This is a genomic window from Bartonella sp. LJL80, assembly GCF_054871565.1.
In genome coordinates, this window is the sequence record NZ_JBTXLM010000009.1 from 1 (window position 1) to 19,552 (window position 19,552).

Sequence of the window (19,552 nt, forward strand, 5' to 3'; positions counted from 1 at the left end):
ATCATGCCAATTTTGGCATTTCAAAACAGTAAAAAACCAACAAAATCAACCAAAAACACATGAATTACCAAACAATTCCAATACTTTGCCAAAAGTGGCAGTCACAATGCCAAAAACGGCACCATATCTATTGATTGCAAAGGTTTTCGAAAGGCGAATTCTCATCAATACGCATATTGACATTTTTTATGCTTAAAATACAATGAATGGAGTTGTATTCTTATTATTAAACTATATCTTATCAGCCTAACACGTATTCTTATTATTGGATTTGCATAACATATGACACTCATGCGATTAAATTAAAATAAAGGTATATTATACCAAATGAATACGTTGATATTTTTGTAATAAAAACGTAAAATAAGGGTGTTATATAATGAACCTTACGGGATTATCTGTTTTGGCATTATCTTCAACTCTTGTTCTTTCTGGGTGCACAGCCACAGAAGTTGGAGTTAGCAAATGGGCAGCTGGCGGCGCTGTAGCCGGAGCTGCAGGCGGTGCCCTTTTTGGGCACCATGAGAAAGCAATCTATGCAGCCGCAGCGGGCGGCGCAGTCGCTGGTGGGCTTGTCGGCTACCTTCGCAACAAAGACAGTACCCGCTATTGTCGTTATTACGATGAAGATAAATTTCCGTATGACGCCCCTTGCGGCAAGCCCTGATTTCGGCAAATTTACTCAAATATTGAACTCCACCAACTATTAAATTTGACGTGATGTTAGTGAAGATTGCATCTATATATATTTCAATTTTTCTATTAATTTATTAAATTTTAATTTTTTTTGTTGCCATCGTCCCAGATTGAAACAATGTTTATTGACAACCTATGGTTTTAGCATTTAACTTTCTGTTCATAACTTGCGGAAAAGTGCAAGATATAGGGCAATGACGACAATGTCGTTATTGGGCTGCGCCCTTAAGTTGATGAAAATGGCTGGGCATAGAAAGTTGTTTTTGGATAAAAGCGGGAGAAGACACCATTATGTTTATAAGAATTTCTGTGTAAATGAATGCTTTCTATCAGTCAAAGCTTCGAGCGTTGTCTGTATAGTTTTCCATTAAATTTATCTTTAATAAGCAACAAGCTTTCATGCTTGATTGGATGGTTTTGTTTGTTTGAAATTCTGGAAAAATATTATTCGTAACGGTCATCGAAAACATAATGATCGGTATAAAAACGAAGATATCAACATGAAGGAGAAAGAATATGGCACGTGGAACACGTGAGGGATCTGTAGCTCCCAAAGAACGTATCAATATCAAGTATACACCTGCAACGCTCGGGCAGCAGGAAGAAAAGGAGCTGCCTTTACGATTGTTTTTTGTTGGTGATTATACCGGCAGGCATGAAGATACAGCCATTGAAGAGCGCAAGGTTTTATCAGTTGATAAGAACACCTTTGCTAAGGTGATGGAAGAGCAAAATATTAGGATTGATATCACCGTTCCCAATACGTTAAGCGGCAACAAAGATGATGAACTGAAAGTCAGTTTGAACATCGCATCTTTAAGTGACTTTTCACCTGACGCGATCGCTAAGCAGATCCCGGAAATCAAAAAGCTTTTGGATTTGCGTGAAAACATTAACGCATTGAAGGGTCCGCTGGGCAACATGCCATCCTTCCGCAATGCTGTTCAAAACATCATTGAAGATCCTCAGGCACGTGAAAAGATCTTAAAAGAAATATCCTCCCATTCGAACCCTCTTGATGGCCTGGACAACTCGACAAAGCCATCCACGGACTCAACGGAAAATAGGAAATAGAGGATAGAAAAATGGCTGTAGAAAAAACACAAACTGCCGACAATGCAGTATCTAAGGGTAAAATTGTGGCTAACGCCTCGCTTCTTGATCAGCTTCTTGAATCAACTCCGTATTCTCCTGACCAAGAAGAATACGATATTGCCAAAAATGGTTTGGAAGTACTGATCGGTGAAATCCTCAAATCGACAAATCCTGATGAAAAGGTCAATAAGAGATCTTGCGACCGATTGATTGCCGACCTTGACAGACGCATCAGTCAACAGATTGATCAGGTTCTTCATCACCAGGACTTTCAGGCGGTTGAGTCTGCATGGCGGGGTCTGAAGTTTGTTGTCGACCGTACCGATTTCCGTGAAAATATTAAATTCGATCTGCTTTCAGCCACCAAAGATGAACTGCTCGATGATTTTGATCAGGCACCTGAAGTAACACAGGCTGGTCTTTATAAGCACATCTATTCTGCCCATTATGGCCAATTTGGTGGTGAACCTGTCGCAGCTATGTTTGCAAATTACGATTTTGGTCCATCGACACCTGATATTCGCTTGTTGCAATATGTGTCCTCTGTTGGTGCTATGGCACATGCCCCGTTTTTTGGCGGCACTAAGGCTGAAATGTTTGGCGTGAAAAGCAATCTCGATATTCCTGCGATCAAAGAGCTATCGTCCGTGTTCGAAAGCCCACGATATCGAAAATGGAACAGCCTGCGTGAATCTGAAGATGCGCGTTATCTCGGCCTTACCGTTCCCCGCTTTTTGCTCCGTCAGCCTTATGACCCTGTAGATAATCCAGCACGTAATTTTTCTTATGTCGAAGACGTTGCATCCAATCATGAGAACTATCTATGGGGCAACACCGGGTACGCACTTGCAACGCGCTTAACCGAAAGCTTTGCCAAATACCGTTTTTGCGCCAATATTATCGGCCCGCAGAGTGGTGGTGCTGTTCACGACCTGCCAGTTCATGTCTATGAAGCGATGGGACAGCTTGATGCTAAAATACCAACGGAAGTGCTTGTTACCGACCGTCGAGAACTTGAGATGGCTGATCAAGGATTCATTGCTTTAACAATGCGCAAAGGCTCGGATAATGCAGCGTTCTTTTCGGCAAACTCGATACAAATGGCTAAACGCTTTCCCAATACCAAGGAAGGAAAACAGGCCGAGACCAACTACAAGCTTGGCACGCAGATGCCTTATCTGTTTATCATCAATCGTATCGCGCATTATCTTAAAGTCTTGCAACGTGAACAGCTAGGTTCTTGGAAAGAACGCGAAGATCTTGAGCGTGAATTGAACATATGGCTGAAGCAATATGTTGCCGATCAGGAAAATCCACCGTCAGAAGTACGCAGCAAACGCCCGCTGCGTGCAGCCAGTGTTGAAGTCGCTGACATTGCTGGTGAGCCAGGTTGGTATCAAACTGCCATTAAAGTCCGTCCACACTTCAAATATATGGGTGCAAATTTCGAACTTTCGCTGGTTGGCAAGCTCGAAAAGGCCACCGTCGAAGGTGAGCGGGACGACTAGCGATGAAAATATACAATTCGACTCGCCAATCTGGCGAGTCGACTCCGGAAGATGTGCTGGACTCCAAGACACGAAAGGCAAGTGGCAGTTTATTGGATCGGCTTATCACGGATGAGGAAGATCTGGATACGCCTTCCTATCATTATAGCATTGACGGAGTTATCCGCTCTATCAAACGCAATCTTGATAGGGCTTTGAATGTTCATGCAGCTGGTTCGCCTGCCAATTTGGAACTTGGTATTCCGGACTTTAACCACAGTACAGTCAGTACGCTGGAAGTATCCAAGCAACTGGTTGAATCTGTACGCAAATGCATTGTTATGGCGGAACCACGGCTTAAAGATGTCGAGGTGCGATCAAAGTCTGATCCAAACAGTCCGTTGGATCTGGATTTTACAATCACAGCCAGTCTGCGTGTGGAATCGGCGGAGGAGCAAATCAGAATAGAGATAGCCATGAAGGATGGACATTTTTATCCCTCATAATTTGAAATTTGTTAGAGTTGGTTTGGTATAGTAGATGAATCGCTTATTCAGTGATGAGTTAGAGTATTTAAAGGTTGGCAGTCGACAATTTGTCGAGCAGAACCCTAAATTGGCACCCTCTATGGGATCGACCAATACCGACCCTGACGTTGAGCGGGTTACAGAAGGTCTCGCCTATCTGACTTCCATGACCCGAGAAAAAATCATCGAAGAAGAAAGAGAGTTCACGCTTTCCATTATTCAATTATTATGGCCGAACTTTTTGCGTGTTTTTCCTTCGACAACGATGATCAAGTTTGCACCTCACGCCTCTCATATTAGTAAAAGCAAGGTGTTGCCCAAAGGAACACTGTTGAACTCAAAACCCATTAGAGGTGCCAGGTGTCTTTTTCGGACAACATCTGACTGCCTTGTTTATCCGCTGGATATTGACAATGTTGTTCTTGAACGGTTGAAGAATAAAAATCAAATTAAAATCAGCTTTAAAAGTCTGCTGAATATACCTATTCATGCAATAGGCATTGATTATCTCGACCTTACTATTATTGGCGATACTTCATTACAACAATTGCTATACTTATGGATCGGCCGATATATTAGAGATGTGACGATTGTTTCCAAGGACGGAATCCGGACAGTCCTGCCTAACGGTTGCATATACCCGATTGGGTTCAAACATAATGATGCTGTATTACCGCAACATTCCGCAGCATTTGAAGGACACAGACTCCTTCAGGAATATTTTGTCTTTCCTGAAAAGTTTTATGGATACAGTCTGTCTGGAATAAAAAATTACTTATCTTCAATTGCCGACGATAGTTTTGATATTGAATTGTCGTTTGAACGTGCTCTGCCACGAGACATACGCATGAACAATGAAAATCTGCGTCTTTATTGCATACCGGCAGTCAATCTTTTCGAAACTGATGCCGAACCGTTAACCGTAGATCATACGAAAACACGCTATCGCATCAGGCCTATGGGATTTGAACCGCATCTGTTCGAGATATTTTCAGTTGATGATGTCAGAGGGCAAAGGCCGAGCACAGATGGTTTGCGCCTGACATTACAACGTCAATATCCATCTTTTGAATCTTTCAACCACGAAATCAATGCGCAATATTCTGCAGAGCAGGTCTATTATTTCTGCCGACCAGACCTATCCAAAAAATATAACGGATTTAATTACGATCTTTCTTTCATCCTTCATAACTCAGATGAGATCGTTCCTAATGAAGAGGTCATATCGATTGACATTACCTGCTTTAATCGGGAGGGATGTGATGAATTGGCAATGGGTGCCATCAGCGAATTTTACGATCAATCCATCAATTTTGTAACTGCCAAGAATGTCACACGCCCGACCAAGCCGGTTTATCCGCCTCTGGATGGTACTCTGGACTGGAATGGCCTGTCTAATCTGGCGTTAAATTATACTTCCCTGCTTGATCTTGAATCAATTGCAGCAATTTTGACGATATTTGACTTTCAAAGCCTGATTAAACCTGCTGTCAAGAGAGCAGCAAAGCAGCGAATTGAAGGAATTTTATCCCTTAATACCCAGCCCCATACACTAGTTCATCGAAATCTCATGATCAAGGGGTTGAAGTCCGTATTGAAAGTACGGGAAAGCGCGTTTCAGACCGAAGGTGATATGTTTTTGTTCATGTCAATCCTAGCTGAATTCTTTGCGCTCTATACGACCGTTAACTCGTTTCACGAGCTTGAGATACATGGCATAGAGAATGGAGAGGTCTACAGATGGCCGGCGAAAATCAGATGATTTTGGCTGATTTTAGCGGGTTTCTCGAAAAAAAGGCCCGTTATTTCTCAGCATTTGAAGCGATAGAACTGATTGAAAAAACGATTGATGATGACATTGAGGTCGGGACTCATGAACATGCTTTTGATGAAAAGCTGCTGTTCGAAGTGGATTCCAGTATCAGTTTTCCAACGTCTGATGTTGTCCGCATCAAATATATCGCCCCGAAGCGTGAAAATGCCGCTCCTCGATATAAGTTGAAGGTTACGTTTCTGGGATTACATGGTTCTGCAACCCCCTTGCCGTCCTATTATGCAGAACAGATAGCTCTTTATGAGCAGGATCATTCGGTCATCAAGGATTTTTTCGACTATTTTCATAATCGTTTGATTGGCCTTTTTTACCGCTCTTGGAGACGATCGCGTTACTACAGGAAATATCAGCCAAAAGGCAAAGATCAGTTTTCGACATGGATTTATTCCATGTTTGGATTGGGTGACGCGGATTCGCGTGATTTCACCAATGTGTACTGGCCTAGACTGTTATGTTTTGCTGGTTTGATGGCAACGCGGAACAGATCCCCTGCCCTGTTTTCAACTGTGATTGCCAGAGCATTCAACCTAGATGATGTCAGCATAGAGGAATGGACGAAAAGGAAAGTCCAGATCCCACCAGATCAGTTGACCCGTCTTGGACAGAACAATTCTCATTTGGGAAGAAATATGATTCTCGGACAATATTCACCCGACATTCAAGGTAAAATCCGGATCGTTATCCGCAATCTTGATTTCGAGAGATTTCAGGACTTTTTACCGCACGGCAAAGATTTCAAGAGCTTGCGTGGCCTTGTAGAATTTATGTTCCGCGATCAGCTTGGATATGATCTCAAATTGGGTTTGAAACCCAAAGAAGCCTATCCAATCACTCTCGAAAAAAACAGCCCTGGCCGCCTTGGCTGGTCATCGTTTCTCGGTGACGGTCGCATCACCGAGATGCGTGATGTCATCATCAAGGTAAGGAGTTAAACATGCACTTACGAATGGTGATCAACAATACGGATGATTTGAGTGGGGGATATGCCGCCATCAAGGATTTTGATGAGCAAGGCGGGACAATTGGTGCTGATGAAGATAGTACATGGCAGATTGTTGATCGTGCCGGGTCAGTCAAAGATACCCATGTTGTCATTACTCTTCAGGATAAGCAATTCTGTTTAGAAACAAGCATCAAAAAGGGCTTATCCATCAACAATGCAAAGTCATTCATTCCTGTTGGTGAACTTGTCCAGATCAGGGATGGTGACACCATCAAAATCGGGAAATTTGAGCTGACAGCCTATATCGAGCTGACGGAGGAAGAAACTGCGTCACTTGTTGCCCGCGGTGCCCGATGGGCAAGGCGCTTTATGTCAATTGGCTCGCTGGTCGATAATCGTGATGAGGAAAGCCTAACGGCCCAGAATTTCTTCGAAAGCAAAACAATGAAAGGCTCCGATCGGATCAATATTCGTGAAGCGAAAAAGCGTGAAAAAATAACTGACCCCGTCACATTGATTGAAGAAAATTATGAAAGCCGATCAACAACGGAGCGCGATCCGATCAAACTTTTTGACAAGGATTCAATCGCAGAGAAAGATGTGATGGCAAGCAAGCTTGGAGATATTATCAAAGGGGCTCCTGAAGAAGGTATAGCTCCAGATGTGCCCGATGATCTGCAACCCGGATCTGCGTACATGGATCTTCCTATTGTCAGTGACTTAAAAAGTAGAAAAAAGAAAGCCAGTTCGAAGATGAAAAAGAATGATAAACCCGACAACATTGATGAATATCTTGAATCAATCGCATCAAATCTGGGTTCAAAAACAGCTTTGACTAAGTCTGATCTGGAGGACATCTCAACACGCGATCATTATCTGAATGATATCGAGTTGCTCGAAGAGGAAGAAGGAGAACTTATCGATCATGTTCTCTTGCGGCCATTATGCTTGGCAATGGGCATTCCCATCCATAAAATGTCTGTACCTAAAGCCAATCGTCTTCTGACTGATATTGGTGAAGCGATAAAGGCAACCGTACAAGGCTTGATGGCAGCCCATCAACGTGAATTGTCGGATAAAAGTCATTTGTCACAAACACATCTCCATGCCATCGAGGATAATCCGCTTCGCCTCGATAAGTCGATTGAAGACGTCATCAAAGATATGTTTCTAGTCAACAGCCCGGTGCACTTGTCCGCTGCAGCTGCGATCGGCGAAAGCCTAGAATTGATCCAGTATCATGAAAAAGCCAGCGAAGTTGCCGCTGAAGAGGCACTTGATGCCGTATTAAGAGCGTTGGGTCCCTTAGCACTTGCTAAACGTTTTAAAAAATACAAGGGCCACGCTCCCCGTGCAGGAGATCTCGATGCATGGCATTGGCAAATGTACCAACATTATTACAACGAAATTAGATCTGAACAGCAAGGTGGCCTTGGTCGCATGTATTGGGAAGTCTACAGTCAGGTATATGACCGCGAAATGCGTAAACAGACATTGGAAGGCTAAATCATGTGCTCGAAATCAATCTTATCTTGTATTGCGTTGGGATTGACCGTGATGTCGGTCGCGGCCTGTTCACCGTCTCAATCTATGCAAGCTATGAGCAAAATGGGAAAGATTATGATGGATCCCAATACGCCTGTAGGCCAACAAAATACTGATAAGCCATCGACAGCACAAATCACGCTTTATGCTGACAAGAATGCAAACAAATCTGAATACGGTGATGCGCCAGTGGACGTCATTGTATTCCAGCTCAAGGATCCGGATGAGTTGAATAATGCTGATTATTTCTCGCTGTTTGAAAATCCTAAGGGGGCATTAGAAACTTCATACATCCGTCACATGAAGAAACAGGTAAAGCCGGGGGAATCGACAGTCATCACGCCATTCAAATTTACTGAGGATACGGGGTTTATTGGCGTGGCTGTTGCATATGCCAATATGGACAAAGTGACATGGAAAGCCGTTGAGAAAGTCAATGCGACAGGAGAGCAGTATAAGATACTGATACCTGTCACATCAAAGGGTGTATCAGTGCAAGTGCATAGATAATGGAGATTGAGAGTGTCAAATCGTAACCCCCCCTTATGGACTGATGGACAATTCATTCGTCCTAATCATTTCCAGCAACAATCTCGTTATCATGACTATATCATTCGTCGTCGTGGCGATGCTATCAGCGCTTATCAATATGGCTTAGAAGCAATTGAGATTAATCAGGAAAACCTCTTGCACGGACGAATTACAATTGTTTCAGCCAGTGGAATTTTTCCCGATCGGACGGTTTTCGAAATTCCAAACGAAGCTCCCCCCCCCCCTGCCCTCGATATTGGTGAAACGAATGTTGTCAATGAAGTTATTTATCTCTGCTTGCCTTTGTGGACCAACGGCGTTCCTGAAATATTGACAGACGGCAGTGCTGAGGAATCTGCAAGGTTGAATGTTTTTAATCAGGAAACACGTGATGTTACAAGTGCTGATGCAGACCCATGGGAAATTGAAGTGGGTCAATTGCGCTTAACTTTGATGATGGAACGGGACGATCGCAGCTCTTATAGCTGTATACCTATTGCGCGCGTGAAGGAAAAACGCAGTGACGGAAGCATTATTCTGGATACAGAATTTATGCCAATGGCTTACGACATTCAGGCAATTCCGCAATTGCGTCGTGCCCTTGATGATTTTACTGGTTTGTTGAAACAAAGGGCGCAGCAGATTTCTGAAAGACTTGGCCAACTGTCGCAAAACAGCGTTGCCGATGTTGCAGATTTTATGCTGTTGCAGACAACCAACCGACTTGGCCCTATTTTCCGTCATCATAGTACCATTCAACGCGTCCATCCAGAACGGCTTTATGAACTATTTGCAGGTGCGGCCGGTGAATTGGCAACATTTACCCATGATGGGCGCATGCCTGAAGACTGGCCTATTTACCACCATGAAGAACCACACGTGTGTTTTCAGCCTCTGGTTTCTTCACTGCGTAAATCCTTGAGCGTTATGCTTGAACCAAATGCGATTTCGCTCAAGCTCGATCCGCATGAGTTCGGCTTTTATACTGCAACAATTTCAGATAACCGACTTATTGATCAATGTTCGTTTGTCCTGGCTGTTAAGGCGTCGATGCCACGTGATCAATTGGCCAAGATATTTCCAACTCAGGTGAAAATATCCTCAATTGATAAAATCCGTGAATTGGTCAAATCACATCTGCCCGGTGTTAGTTTACAGCCCATGCCGACAGCCCCTCGGCAGCTCCCCTATCATGCGGAATACACATATTTTTATCTGGACCACAATTCAAGTGGGTGGAAAAATCTGGAAAAATCAACCGGGTTTGCCTTCCATATTGCAGGTGAGTTTCCTGATCTCGACATGCAATTTTGGGCTATCCGGGGGCGCAAAGGTAATGGAGGTACGGCATGAGTGATACCAGCAGTGCGGAAACGAATGAAGTTCCGACCATTTTTGAGAACGATGACTTTTATGTTGGCCAAAAAGGAACAGAAATCGCCTCAAGAAAAGACCTATCACCAAGGCAGAAAATGATGAAAAATATGGCAGCTAGTCAGCCAGATTTTTCTTTCCCCATTCGGGGTATGGCCATCAATAAAATAATTGATGCCTCTTCCACTCTTATCGCATTGATTATGCGGATATCTTCCCTGGGGGATTATGATGAAGTGGAAGATTTGCATAAACGATGCCGTAGCGAGCTTGATACGATCATCCTTGAGCTTCATAAGGAAGCATATGATCGCTCAACGCAGATCGCCTTTAGCTATTGTATGTGCAGTTTTATTGATGAAACCGTTCTGGCAACCGATTGGGGTGAAAGAAGTGGTTGGGCACAAAAAAGTCTTCTATCAATCTATCATCAGGAAACATGGGGCGGCGAAAAATTTTTCATTGTTGCAGAACGCCTGTCTGATGAAGCCAAACGTTATATCGACATCCTAGAATTTCTCTATCTGTGCATGGTCTTAGGGTATGAAGGTAAATACCGACCCGAGCATAATGGCAAGCTTAAACTTGAAGCCTTTATGCAGGAAATACACGATATCATTCGGAAGGAAAGAGGATATCCGCCCGAAATTTCGACGTTCGACTCGACCAATATCATTGCAAAAGACCATCTTGTTAAATGGCAGACCCCCGTCATTGCTGTCATCATGACAGCTCTAATCATCGCCATCATCATGTATCTGGCTTATTTCTTTTATACTGAAAATTATACCAACGGGATCATCAATGACTTGTCCCACGTCTTAAAAGGAGACTGATCATGGTTACCGTTGACAATAGAAAGCAGATTGTTGACCGCTTGTCAGAGGCTTGCCATGCAGCATTGACCGAAGCAACCAACGTATGCGTTGCCGCCGGTCACCGCGAGGTTGTTATTGAGCATTTTCTAATCTCCTTATGTGAACAGCACGGCAATGATTTCCGATGGATATTCCGCAATCTTGATCTTGATATCGACATTTTTATAGAAAAGCTGAAAAAGAGTTTCTCGCGCTTTCGTTCAAGCAACGGCGAAATGCCCATACTATCACCCCTGCTATTTGAAATGCTCGAATCTGCTTGGATGATTACCTCGTTGGAGCTAAATGAACAGCGGATACGCAGCGGTGCCATTTTACTAGCGATCATCCGTGATAGTGGACGTTTTTGCCGATATGAATATGTTGATATGCTGGACCGTGCCCCCCATGACAAGGTTTTAAAGGATTTTGCAGCTTTAACATCCGGATCGATTGAACAAGTGCACAAACCTAAAGGCGGAAAAACCGGCGCGGCAAGAGCGCCCTTAGCATCTGAAAGTGCACTGGAAAAATACGCCGAAAATTTCACTCAGCAAGCCAGGGACGGTCGTATAGACCCGGTATTTCGTCGTGATGACGAAATACGCCAGATAATCGATATTCTGGCACGACGGCGCAAGAATAATCCGATTTGTGTGGGGGAAGCGGGCGTCGGAAAGACTGCCGTCGTTGAAGGGCTCGCCTATAAAATTGTCCATAACGATGTGCCTGAAAGCCTGCAAGGTGCCGAGGTTTATGGTCTTGATATGGGCGCGCTCGAGGCTGGCGCATCTGTCAAAGGTGAATTTGAAAAACGCCTGAAAGCGGTTCTTGATGAAGTGAAAAACGCTGACCGCCAAACGATCCTGTTCATAGACGAAGCTCATACCTTGATTGGTGCCGGAGGAAATGCCGGAGGCAGCGATGCCGCCAATTTGTTGAAACCGGCGTTAGCCAGAGGTGAAATAAAAACAATCGCCGCCACAACATGGTCGGAATACAAAAAATATTTTGAAAAAGATCCGGCCCTCACCCGGCGCTTCCAGCTTGTTAAACTAGATGAACCATCGGTTGAAGATGCTTGCGTGATCATTCGTGGTCTGGTGCCCGCCTATGAAAAAGCACATGAAGGCGTTTATATCAGTGATGCAGGTGTAGAGGCGGCAGCACGGTTATCTTCACGCTATATCACCGGAAGACAATTGCCGGATAAGGCAATCGATATACTGGACACAGCATGTGCACGTGTCCGCGCTGCCTTGACCGGCGTTCCGTTGGTCATCGAAAAACTGGTTCAGGAATCAGCTTCTCTTGAACGTGAAAAAGAAAAGCTGGAACGGGATATTGATGCTGGACATGACGATAAGTCGATCCATGAAAGGATCGTCCTTATCAATGAAAAGCTGGCGCATAATGCCAATGAGAAGGAACGTCTTTTATCAGCGCACAATGAGCAGAAGCAGCTGGTCGTAGAACTGAAAGAACTCCGAAATAAAAATCAAGGTGAAAATAAATCACCTGAAATGCGCGCACGCATCATAAGTGCACGTCAGAAATTCGATGAGGCGCGTAAAGATGAAACCTTGATCAGTTTGGAAGTCGGCCCGGAAGAAATTGCATCGGTCATTTCTGATTGGACAGGTATACCCGTCTCAAATATGGCAGAGGACGAGATTGAAACTCTTTTGCATCTCAAAGAAAAAATTGGTGAGGTAATTAAGGGACAAGATCATGCTCTGCAAGTTATCCAAGAGCGTTTGCAATCCTCACGTCTAGATCTGCACAAGAGCGGACGGCCGCTGGGTGTCTTCCTACTCGTGGGCTCGACAGGTACTGGCAAGACAGAAACCGCAATTGAAGTAGCAAAAAAACTCTTTGGCAGTGAACAATTCATGACAACTGTCAATATGACCGAATTTCAGGAAAAACATACCGTTTCTCGTCTGATTGGCTCCCCGCCCGGTTATATTGGATATGGTGAGGGTGGAAAGCTTACGGAAGCCATTCGCAAAAAACCATACTCCGTCGTGTTATTGGACGAAATCGAGAAGGCTGATCCAGATGTAACCAATCTTTTTTATCAGGTTTTTGACAAGGGCGTTCTAACGGATGGTGAAGGCCGGGATATCGATTGTAAAAACGTCATCTTTTTCATGTGCTCCAATCTTGCAAGTGATCAGATTGTTGATCTGGTTATGCAGGATAAGGATATTACCAGTGAAGAGATCCTCACTAAGGTCAAGCCGATTTTGATCAACCATTTCAAACCGGCCCTGCTGGCACGCATAGACCCTATTGTCTATTTGCCACTAAGCAAGGAAGTGATGAAGGAAATTATTCTTTTCAAGATAGATGAGTTGCGCAAGCTGTTCTTGGAAAAGCAGGGTTTGATATTCACGATAGAAGATAAGGCCGTTGACTATTTTGAAGCACTTTGCAACGACGCGGCAGGCGGCGCCCGATTAATTGACCAATTGCTGCAAAAACGCATTGTGCCCCAAATCTCACAAACAATACTGGAAAGCCGTCTTATTGAGAAAACGCTGACAGAAGTTCATGTTGCAGTGGATAATGGAGGTGAATTTACGTTCATTTTTAAATATATGGAACCCGCTTCCATGGAGGCCGCAGAATGAGTTATTCGCTGCCTGATATCATCACCCGTTGCAGTGAAGAGATTTTAATTCATGAGTTGAAATCAGCCCGAAGTCATATGGCTCATACCATGTATGATTTCTTTAATGCATCCGGCGTGACAATTATTGGCCGTGATGAAACTTTTGAAAATTACGTTGAGCTTGCAGCCTGGCCCGAGAAAAACAGCTTTGCTGTCATGAATATCGAAGAATGTGAGAATAAGGGCGACCCATTAAGCTGGTTATTCAAACAGAAGACGATTCAAGTCATGAATGACAGCAACCAGAACATCATGAAGCTTGTCAAACAAAGGTTTTTTCCTATCCTGAATTATGCGGGGTTCATGATAATCCCCGGTCAACATTCATCTACGACCAATCCAGATCTTTTCTTTATTATCTCTGCGGATGAAAGCTTATTGACGGATGAACATTTGGTTATTGCACAAAAATATGCCAATTATTGTTCATCTCTCAATTTAATGAAAGCAAGCAGCGATCAGGAAAGATTCAAAAAAAATCATCTGCAAAAAGCAGTCGATAGCCTCTCCAATGAGATCAGCAAGCAAAAAAAAATCAGGAATAATTATCTCTCATTGAATATTATTGGCAATTCAAAAAACATTATCAAGGTGCGCGAAGATATTGCCAAGTTAGCTCCAATGCGACTCTCCGTTTTAGTCCAAGGCGACACTGGAACCGGTAAAGAACTGGTGGCTCAAGAATTGCACCGTTACTCTGAAAATCGTGACGGCCCATTCATTGCGGTCAATGTTGCTTCGCTTAATCAAAGCCTGATCGAAAGCGAGCTCTTTGGCCATGTTAAGGGCGCTTTTACTGGTGCCTATGGTGAAAAAGCTGGCTATTTTAAACGCGCTGAAAATGGCACGCTATTTCTTGATGAAATCGGAGACTTACCATTTGAACTCCAAGCCAAATTATTACGCGTTTTACAAGAAAAGAAATTCATACCTGTCGGTTCGACATCTGAAATAACATTTAATGCACGCATTGTTTCAGCCACGCATAAAAACCTACAACAAATGATTATGAATGATGCGTTCCGCAAAGATCTCTATTATCGGTTGGCTGAAAGCAGGATACAGATTGAACCACTCTCCAAAAGGATCAGTGATATTGAAGCCTTAGCGGTGTCTTTCGTTGACGAATACAACAAAAGCGTCGGCACACGCTTCAATCTGGACGTAGCGTCCATTCAGGCATTATGTAGCTTGGAATATGACGGAAATGTTCGCCAGTTACGTTCATTGATATTCCATGTTTGTCGGACGTCAGAGCAAATCGGCTTCATTAAATCCGAGACGATCCACACTGTTTATCATGATAACAATGCATTTCATGAGCCGGAGATAAATCCAGCAGTCATGGCCTTTGCTGAAGGCTTTCAATCGGCCTGCACTTCATTTGAAAGGAAGCTCCTGCTCGATGCAATTCGGATGAATGAGGGGTCTCGGATACGGGCAGCGAAACAGCTGAAATTACCGATTAGGACATTTTATAACAAGTTAAAAAAGTGTGGTTTGGAAGGGATTGAGGATGAAAAAATGGCATAAAATCATAGCGATAAATTCGCTGTTCCTCTCATTAAGCCTTTTCAGCAGTTATGCCATGGCCGACGATACCGTTCTTGGCCAAGAAGGTAAAAAATGCATTGAAATCACAGATCGTGTTCAGCGCCTTCTATGTTTTGATGATGTTTACAAGAGCCCTGTCGCTAAGGTTGAACCAATTGCGGTTGAAAACACGACCAAAATAGTTACCGGACCAATGCGCTCCATGGCGGAAACACTTGAGCGGCAGCGTGTTGCAGGTGATATGAAGTGGATTACGAGGGCTCGTCCCTGGCAGGAAACAATGCTGCTTACCGAAGATGATTATATGCGAATTTTGAACGCCAGAAGCAATCGAGAGCCTGCTGATGATAATAGCGCTAAGCTTGAATGGACAGCACAGACAGTCGATATTTTCATGACTATGAAAGAGGCTGACGTTCCAGCGGACAGGCCACAGGCTGATGAAGCCATTATGATGTTAAGTTGCGAAAACGACATCACAACGCTGGCTGTCTTACTACCAAAACCAATTATGACATTACAGGCCAACCTATCACTATCATCAGGCAATGGCAGTATATTCAAACTCAATTGGCGTGATGTAGAAAATGGTACTGTCGTCATTGCAGGCCGCGGCCTTGAGAGTATCGCCTCGATTAAAACCATCAGCAATTATGCACGCGTGCAACTTCAGGTTAATTATCCTGAAGGACCTCGCGCATTTATTTTTGACATGAACGACCTGAAAGACCGGCTCAAGCCCTTGCGGCTGGCTTGTCACTGGTAAGGAGCAACACACATGCAGGTTTCTGGAGTCACTTCAGTTCTCAGTCGGATCACAGGCTTCACCCGTATGATTGGCCGTGGTCTTAAGTCAGGGCTCTTTGTCAGTACGATCTTGTTGATTGTATTATCCTGTCTGATCTGGTTTTACGGTCCACAATTCCAGTATTTGGAATATGCTCCATTACGACCGGTCAAAAATCGGATTATCACGATTGGTGTGCTTGTTATCCTATGGGGTATCAATAATTATTTTCTAGCGCGCGCCGTCGCTCGCAAGAAACCTAAGAAACAGGTTGAAGAAGAGATTAAACCACGCGATCCTGTTGAAGAGCTGATTGTCATTCTTCGCAAATCGTTTCGCTCAACCATGAAGATCATCAAGGATAAATGGACAGGAAAAGATCGTGGCAGTCGGACACTATATGCCATGCCATGGTATCTGGTTCTAGGCCCCTCTGAATCAGGAAAAACCGCGTTAATTTTGGAGTCCGATCTAAATTTTCCGTTGGCGCATGAATTAAAAGACAGTCTTCTAAGTGAGGCCATCAACAAGGAGCTGCCACAATATTGGGTGACACGCGAGAGTGTTTTGTTTGATATTCCTGGATCATGGCTTGATATGAAGGCACCCATATCATTGAATATGTTTGATGACGACGACATTGACCCAAATGTTCCGGTTGTGACTCTGCCAGCAAAAGAAGGACGCAAACGGCTTTGGAATGCTTTCACCAACCTCTTGAACGACGTGCGTCCACGTCGGCCAATCAATGGCGTGATCATAACCATGGACATTGTTCAACTTATTCGCATGACGAATGAGGAAAGAAATGCGGCGGCGATGAATATCCACGCACGCCTCGTTGAAATCGCTGATCAATTGGGGACGCGGTTCACAGTTCATGTGGTTATGACGAAACTTGACCAGCTTGCCGGATTTGGCGATTATTTCAATTATATGTCGACGACCGAGCGTCACGAACCATTTGGCTTTTCGTTCCCAGTCTATAGTGAAATCGATGCAGACAAGTGGGTTGAGGATTTTGAAAAAGAATTCTCGCGCTTCATTAATTTTTCGAACCAGCAGGTTATTGATCGTTTCAATACCAATAGGGATACTGAAATCCGCAAGAATATCTATTCATTCTTACGCGAATTGGCAGCATCGGGACAAATCGTTTCGGATTTCTTCCATAAAGCTTTGTTGTCTGATCGATTTTCAACTCCTCCTCTCGTCCGTGGTATTTATTATGTTTCGTCCATGCAGGAGGGTGTGCCGTTTAATGCCCTGTTGACAAAAATATCAAATGAATACCACATCAAGCCGCCAGTCATGCCTGCTTATTCGGGTAATACGGCGACATATTTTACAAAGAAGTTATTCAATAATGTGGTTTTCAAGGAAGCAGGTTTAGCCGGTGATAACCATAAAGTTGAAAATCATAAACGTCTCGTGCTGCGAAGTACTATTCTGGGAAGCGTTCTTGCTCTGCTTGCATTTGGCTTTATTTTAAATGAAACGATGCAGGATAATACTAATCGTGCGGAAAATGTATTGAAAGCCAGCAAGGATTTCATTGATCTGCCGCGCGATGCCAGCATAACCGGAAGTGAAGCACAATTCCTACCGGCACTCGATGCTATCTCTTCGGCCAACAATGAATATCCGGGATGGGAAAACAAAAGTGATATACGCCGCTTTGCCGCTCTCTATCAGGGGCGCCGGGTTGGCCCTGAAGTGCAAAAAGTTTACGAAGACCTTCTGCGTGAACGTTATCTGCCGAGTATTTCAGATAAAGTGAAAGACGAAATCATCAGGCTCGGAAAAAACCCGGAAACCTATAATAGTGATGAACGTCTCGATGCACTGCGCGTTTATCTTTTACTTGGTGATATCCAACGTCGACAGGAACTTGATGCCAGTGGCGCTACCAGCTCATTGGGTAAAATCGCTGTTTTGGCTTGGATGCAGAAAAACTGGCAAAAACGGTTTGAAGGAAATAGAGAACTTCAAAATGATTTGGCCAAGCATCTAGAATATGCATTGGGCACTAATAGAATTGCGGCCCCCATTGACCAAGCGCTCGTTACGGATACACAAACTGCCCTAAGAGAGGTTCCCCGTGACGTTCGCCTTTACCGTGGATTGAAGGCTTTAGCACAACGTCAGGTACCAAATGGACTAAGCCTTCGCAATGCAATCGGACCGAGCTTCGATGTTGTTTTTGTCCAAAATGGTGACAGTGACACAACAAAAAGAGACATTGCTGTACCTTATTTCTTTACCAAGCGTGGTTTCCTTGACTTCTTTGTACCTAAAAGCACGGATTTATCCGTTATCGCTGTTGAAGACGCCTGGGTGACCGGTGAACGGGAGCGTGTCCGTTATTCAGACGAAGACCTTCAGGCCTTTATGGACAAAATCCGCCATTCCTATGCGACAGATTATATCAATTATTGGTCCAATATGATCAATAATCTCAATATTGTCGAATTCAAGAATGTAGACCATGCAACTCTGGTTCTATCAGAAATCAATGGACCTTCTAATCCGTTTGGCCGCATGCTTAATCTTATTAAAGCGGAAACTGAAATCTATCCGGCTGAACCAACCGCAACAAATGAGAAACAACCAAAGACGGAAATCGTATTTGACCCCAACCGTGAGCATGGTTTGCGCATTGCCCGTGCTTTTGCCGATCTCTCAGCGCTTGTAACCGCACGTGAAGGCCAGACACAGCCGCTTGAAGAAATGATGACTCATCTTTCCAACATGGAAGGGTATATGCGTGGCATTCTAAGCGGACAGCAATCAAGCAAACCGGTGGCTTTGGAACGCGCTCAAGAACGTGCCAAGCTGCAAGGTGATGATCCTATCTTCGTTTTGCGGCGAACGGGTGGCAATCTGCCCAAACCGTTCGACAAATTCTATGCACAAATAGCTGATCATAGCTGGAAAGTTATTCTTGATGCGGCAAAATCAGATCTACAGGCGGTATGGCAAAATGATGTCTATCGAACTTATAATGTAGAACTTGCCGGCCGTTATCCATTTAATATTAACAGCAAAGAAGAAGTGTCTCTGCAAGAGTTCCAGCGCTTCTTTGGTCCCGAGGGTGAATTTGATAAATTTTTCAATAATCATCTGAAAACCTTCATCAATCCCTATAATGGGACACCAATCATGGTTGATGGGCAGAGCTTGAGTGTAAGTGAAGACTTTATAAACCAGATTGGCAAAGTCAGGGCTATCAGGGATATCTTCTTCAACTCAGATGGTGTGCCAACATTACGTTATACGGTTGAACCGATAACAATGAGTGGCACTATTTCAAGAGCAGTTCTGAATATAGAAGGCCAGCTTGTTCCATACAGTCATGGGGCGACCCGCCCGATTGCCATTCTATGGCCTAATGCTTTGTCAAGCCAACAGGATATCAGTCAGATATCGACATCAAGGACGGGTTCAATCACCTACTCCGGTCTTTGGTCGAGTTTCAGATTGTTTGATGAAGCAACAACTGCAAAGGTTACTCCTGACAGCGCCGAGATTGTGTTCAATGTGGGGGGTGGACAGGTGAAATACCGTATCAAGATGTCCGCAACGGATAAAAATCCGTTTGTTATTCGTCCACTTACTTCCATGAAATTGCCGGAGCAATTGTGA

At 43.9% G+C, this 19,552-nt stretch carries 15 protein-coding genes; all 15 read left to right on the plus strand.

What is annotated here, in order from left to right; all coding sequences use genetic code 11:
* Positions 1 to 196 (plus strand): hypothetical protein (locus ACYSNS_RS12420; protein WP_461723484.1); only part of this gene is annotated, 196 nt, incomplete at its 5' end.
* A 183-nt stretch (positions 197 to 379) separates the two neighbouring features.
* Positions 380 to 667, plus strand: coding sequence for a hypothetical protein (locus tag ACYSNS_RS12425; protein ID WP_461723485.1), 288 nt, complete (start codon positions 380 to 382; stop codon positions 665 to 667).
* A 545-nt stretch (positions 668 to 1,212) separates the two neighbouring features.
* Positions 1,213 to 1,770, plus strand: a complete 558-nt coding sequence (tssB, locus tag ACYSNS_RS12430) for a type VI secretion system contractile sheath small subunit (protein WP_461723486.1) — start codon at positions 1,213 to 1,215, stop codon at positions 1,768 to 1,770.
* 11 nt (positions 1,771 to 1,781) lie between these two features.
* Complete coding sequence (gene tssC / locus ACYSNS_RS12435) at positions 1,782 to 3,299, plus strand: type VI secretion system contractile sheath large subunit (protein WP_461723487.1); 1,518 nt, start codon at positions 1,782 to 1,784, stop codon at positions 3,297 to 3,299.
* Between the two features lie 2 nt (positions 3,300 to 3,301).
* Complete coding sequence (gene tssE / locus ACYSNS_RS12440) at positions 3,302 to 3,784, plus strand: type VI secretion system baseplate subunit TssE (RefSeq protein WP_461723488.1); 483 nt, start codon at positions 3,302 to 3,304, stop codon at positions 3,782 to 3,784.
* Positions 3,785 to 3,818: 34 nt separating this feature from the next.
* A complete protein-coding gene (gene tssF, locus ACYSNS_RS12445) occupies positions 3,819 to 5,567 on the plus strand; it encodes a type VI secretion system baseplate subunit TssF (RefSeq protein ID WP_461723489.1) in 1,749 nt (582 codons plus the stop codon).
* Positions 5,546 to 6,571, plus strand: coding sequence for a type VI secretion system baseplate subunit TssG (tssG, locus tag ACYSNS_RS12450; protein ID WP_461723490.1), 1,026 nt, complete (start codon positions 5,546 to 5,548; stop codon positions 6,569 to 6,571). The genes tssF and tssG overlap by 22 nt, the downstream gene beginning before the upstream one ends.
* A gap of 2 nt (positions 6,572 to 6,573) precedes the next feature.
* Positions 6,574 to 8,088: a type VI secretion system-associated FHA domain protein TagH gene (gene tagH / locus ACYSNS_RS12455; protein WP_461723491.1), complete on the plus strand. Its 1,515-nt coding sequence runs from the start codon at positions 6,574 to 6,576 to the stop codon at positions 8,086 to 8,088.
* A gap of 51 nt (positions 8,089 to 8,139) precedes the next feature.
* The gene (gene tssJ / locus ACYSNS_RS12460) at positions 8,140 to 8,637 is read left to right on the plus strand and encodes a type VI secretion system lipoprotein TssJ (protein ID WP_461723571.1); all 498 of its coding nucleotides are present in this window, start codon (positions 8,140 to 8,142) and stop codon (positions 8,635 to 8,637) included.
* A 12-nt stretch (positions 8,638 to 8,649) separates the two neighbouring features.
* Positions 8,650 to 10,011: a type VI secretion system baseplate subunit TssK gene (gene tssK, locus ACYSNS_RS12465; protein ID WP_461723492.1), complete on the plus strand. Its 1,362-nt coding sequence runs from the start codon at positions 8,650 to 8,652 to the stop codon at positions 10,009 to 10,011.
* Positions 10,008 to 10,868: a type IVB secretion system protein IcmH/DotU gene (gene icmH / locus ACYSNS_RS12470; protein WP_461723493.1), complete on the plus strand. Its 861-nt coding sequence runs from the start codon at positions 10,008 to 10,010 to the stop codon at positions 10,866 to 10,868. Before tssK ends, icmH begins: the two co-directional genes overlap by 4 nt.
* Before the next feature lie 2 nt (positions 10,869 to 10,870).
* Positions 10,871 to 13,525 (plus strand): type VI secretion system ATPase TssH, encoded by a 2,655-nt coding sequence (tssH, locus tag ACYSNS_RS12475; protein ID WP_461723494.1) that lies wholly within the window; start codon positions 10,871 to 10,873, stop codon positions 13,523 to 13,525.
* Positions 13,522 to 15,099: a sigma 54-interacting transcriptional regulator gene (locus ACYSNS_RS12480; protein ID WP_461723495.1), complete on the plus strand. Its 1,578-nt coding sequence runs from the start codon at positions 13,522 to 13,524 to the stop codon at positions 15,097 to 15,099. The genes tssH and ACYSNS_RS12480 overlap by 4 nt, the downstream gene beginning before the upstream one ends.
* A gap of 55 nt (positions 15,100 to 15,154) precedes the next feature.
* Positions 15,155 to 15,886, plus strand: a complete 732-nt coding sequence (locus ACYSNS_RS12485) for a type VI secretion system-associated protein TagO (RefSeq protein ID WP_461723496.1) — start codon at positions 15,155 to 15,157, stop codon at positions 15,884 to 15,886.
* Between the two features lie 12 nt (positions 15,887 to 15,898).
* Positions 15,899 to 19,552 carry a type VI secretion system membrane subunit TssM gene (tssM, locus tag ACYSNS_RS12490; protein WP_461723497.1) on the plus strand — a complete coding sequence of 1,218 codons (3,654 nt, stop codon included), beginning with the start codon at positions 15,899 to 15,901 and terminating at the stop codon, positions 19,550 to 19,552.

What these genes read in the sequence shown, in the direction of transcription:
- ACYSNS_RS12425 (WP_461723485.1), top strand. Translation starts at nt 380, where the DNA reads ATGAACCTTACGGGATTATCTGTTTTGGCATTATCTTCAACTCTTGTT.
- tssB (WP_461723486.1), top strand. Translation starts at nt 1,213, where the DNA reads ATGGCACGTGGAACACGTGAGGGATCTGTAGCTCCCAAAGAACGTATC.
- tssC (WP_461723487.1), top strand. Translation starts at nt 1,782, where the DNA reads ATGGCTGTAGAAAAAACACAAACTGCCGACAATGCAGTATCTAAGGGT.
- tssE (WP_461723488.1), top strand. Translation starts at nt 3,302, where the DNA reads ATGAAAATATACAATTCGACTCGCCAATCTGGCGAGTCGACTCCGGAA.
- tssF (WP_461723489.1), top strand. Translation starts at nt 3,819, where the DNA reads ATGAATCGCTTATTCAGTGATGAGTTAGAGTATTTAAAGGTTGGCAGT.
- tssG (WP_461723490.1), top strand. Translation starts at nt 5,546, where the DNA reads ATGGCCGGCGAAAATCAGATGATTTTGGCTGATTTTAGCGGGTTTCTC.
- tagH (WP_461723491.1), top strand. Translation starts at nt 6,574, where the DNA reads ATGCACTTACGAATGGTGATCAACAATACGGATGATTTGAGTGGGGGA.
- tssJ (WP_461723571.1), top strand. Translation starts at nt 8,140, where the DNA reads ATGTCGGTCGCGGCCTGTTCACCGTCTCAATCTATGCAAGCTATGAGC.
- icmH (WP_461723493.1), top strand. Translation starts at nt 10,008, where the DNA reads ATGAGTGATACCAGCAGTGCGGAAACGAATGAAGTTCCGACCATTTTT.
- tssH (WP_461723494.1), top strand. Translation starts at nt 10,871, where the DNA reads ATGGTTACCGTTGACAATAGAAAGCAGATTGTTGACCGCTTGTCAGAG.
- ACYSNS_RS12480 (WP_461723495.1), top strand. Translation starts at nt 13,522, where the DNA reads ATGAGTTATTCGCTGCCTGATATCATCACCCGTTGCAGTGAAGAGATT.
- ACYSNS_RS12485 (WP_461723496.1), top strand. Translation starts at nt 15,155, where the DNA reads ATGGCCGACGATACCGTTCTTGGCCAAGAAGGTAAAAAATGCATTGAA.
- tssM (WP_461723497.1), top strand. Translation starts at nt 15,899, where the DNA reads ATGCAGGTTTCTGGAGTCACTTCAGTTCTCAGTCGGATCACAGGCTTC.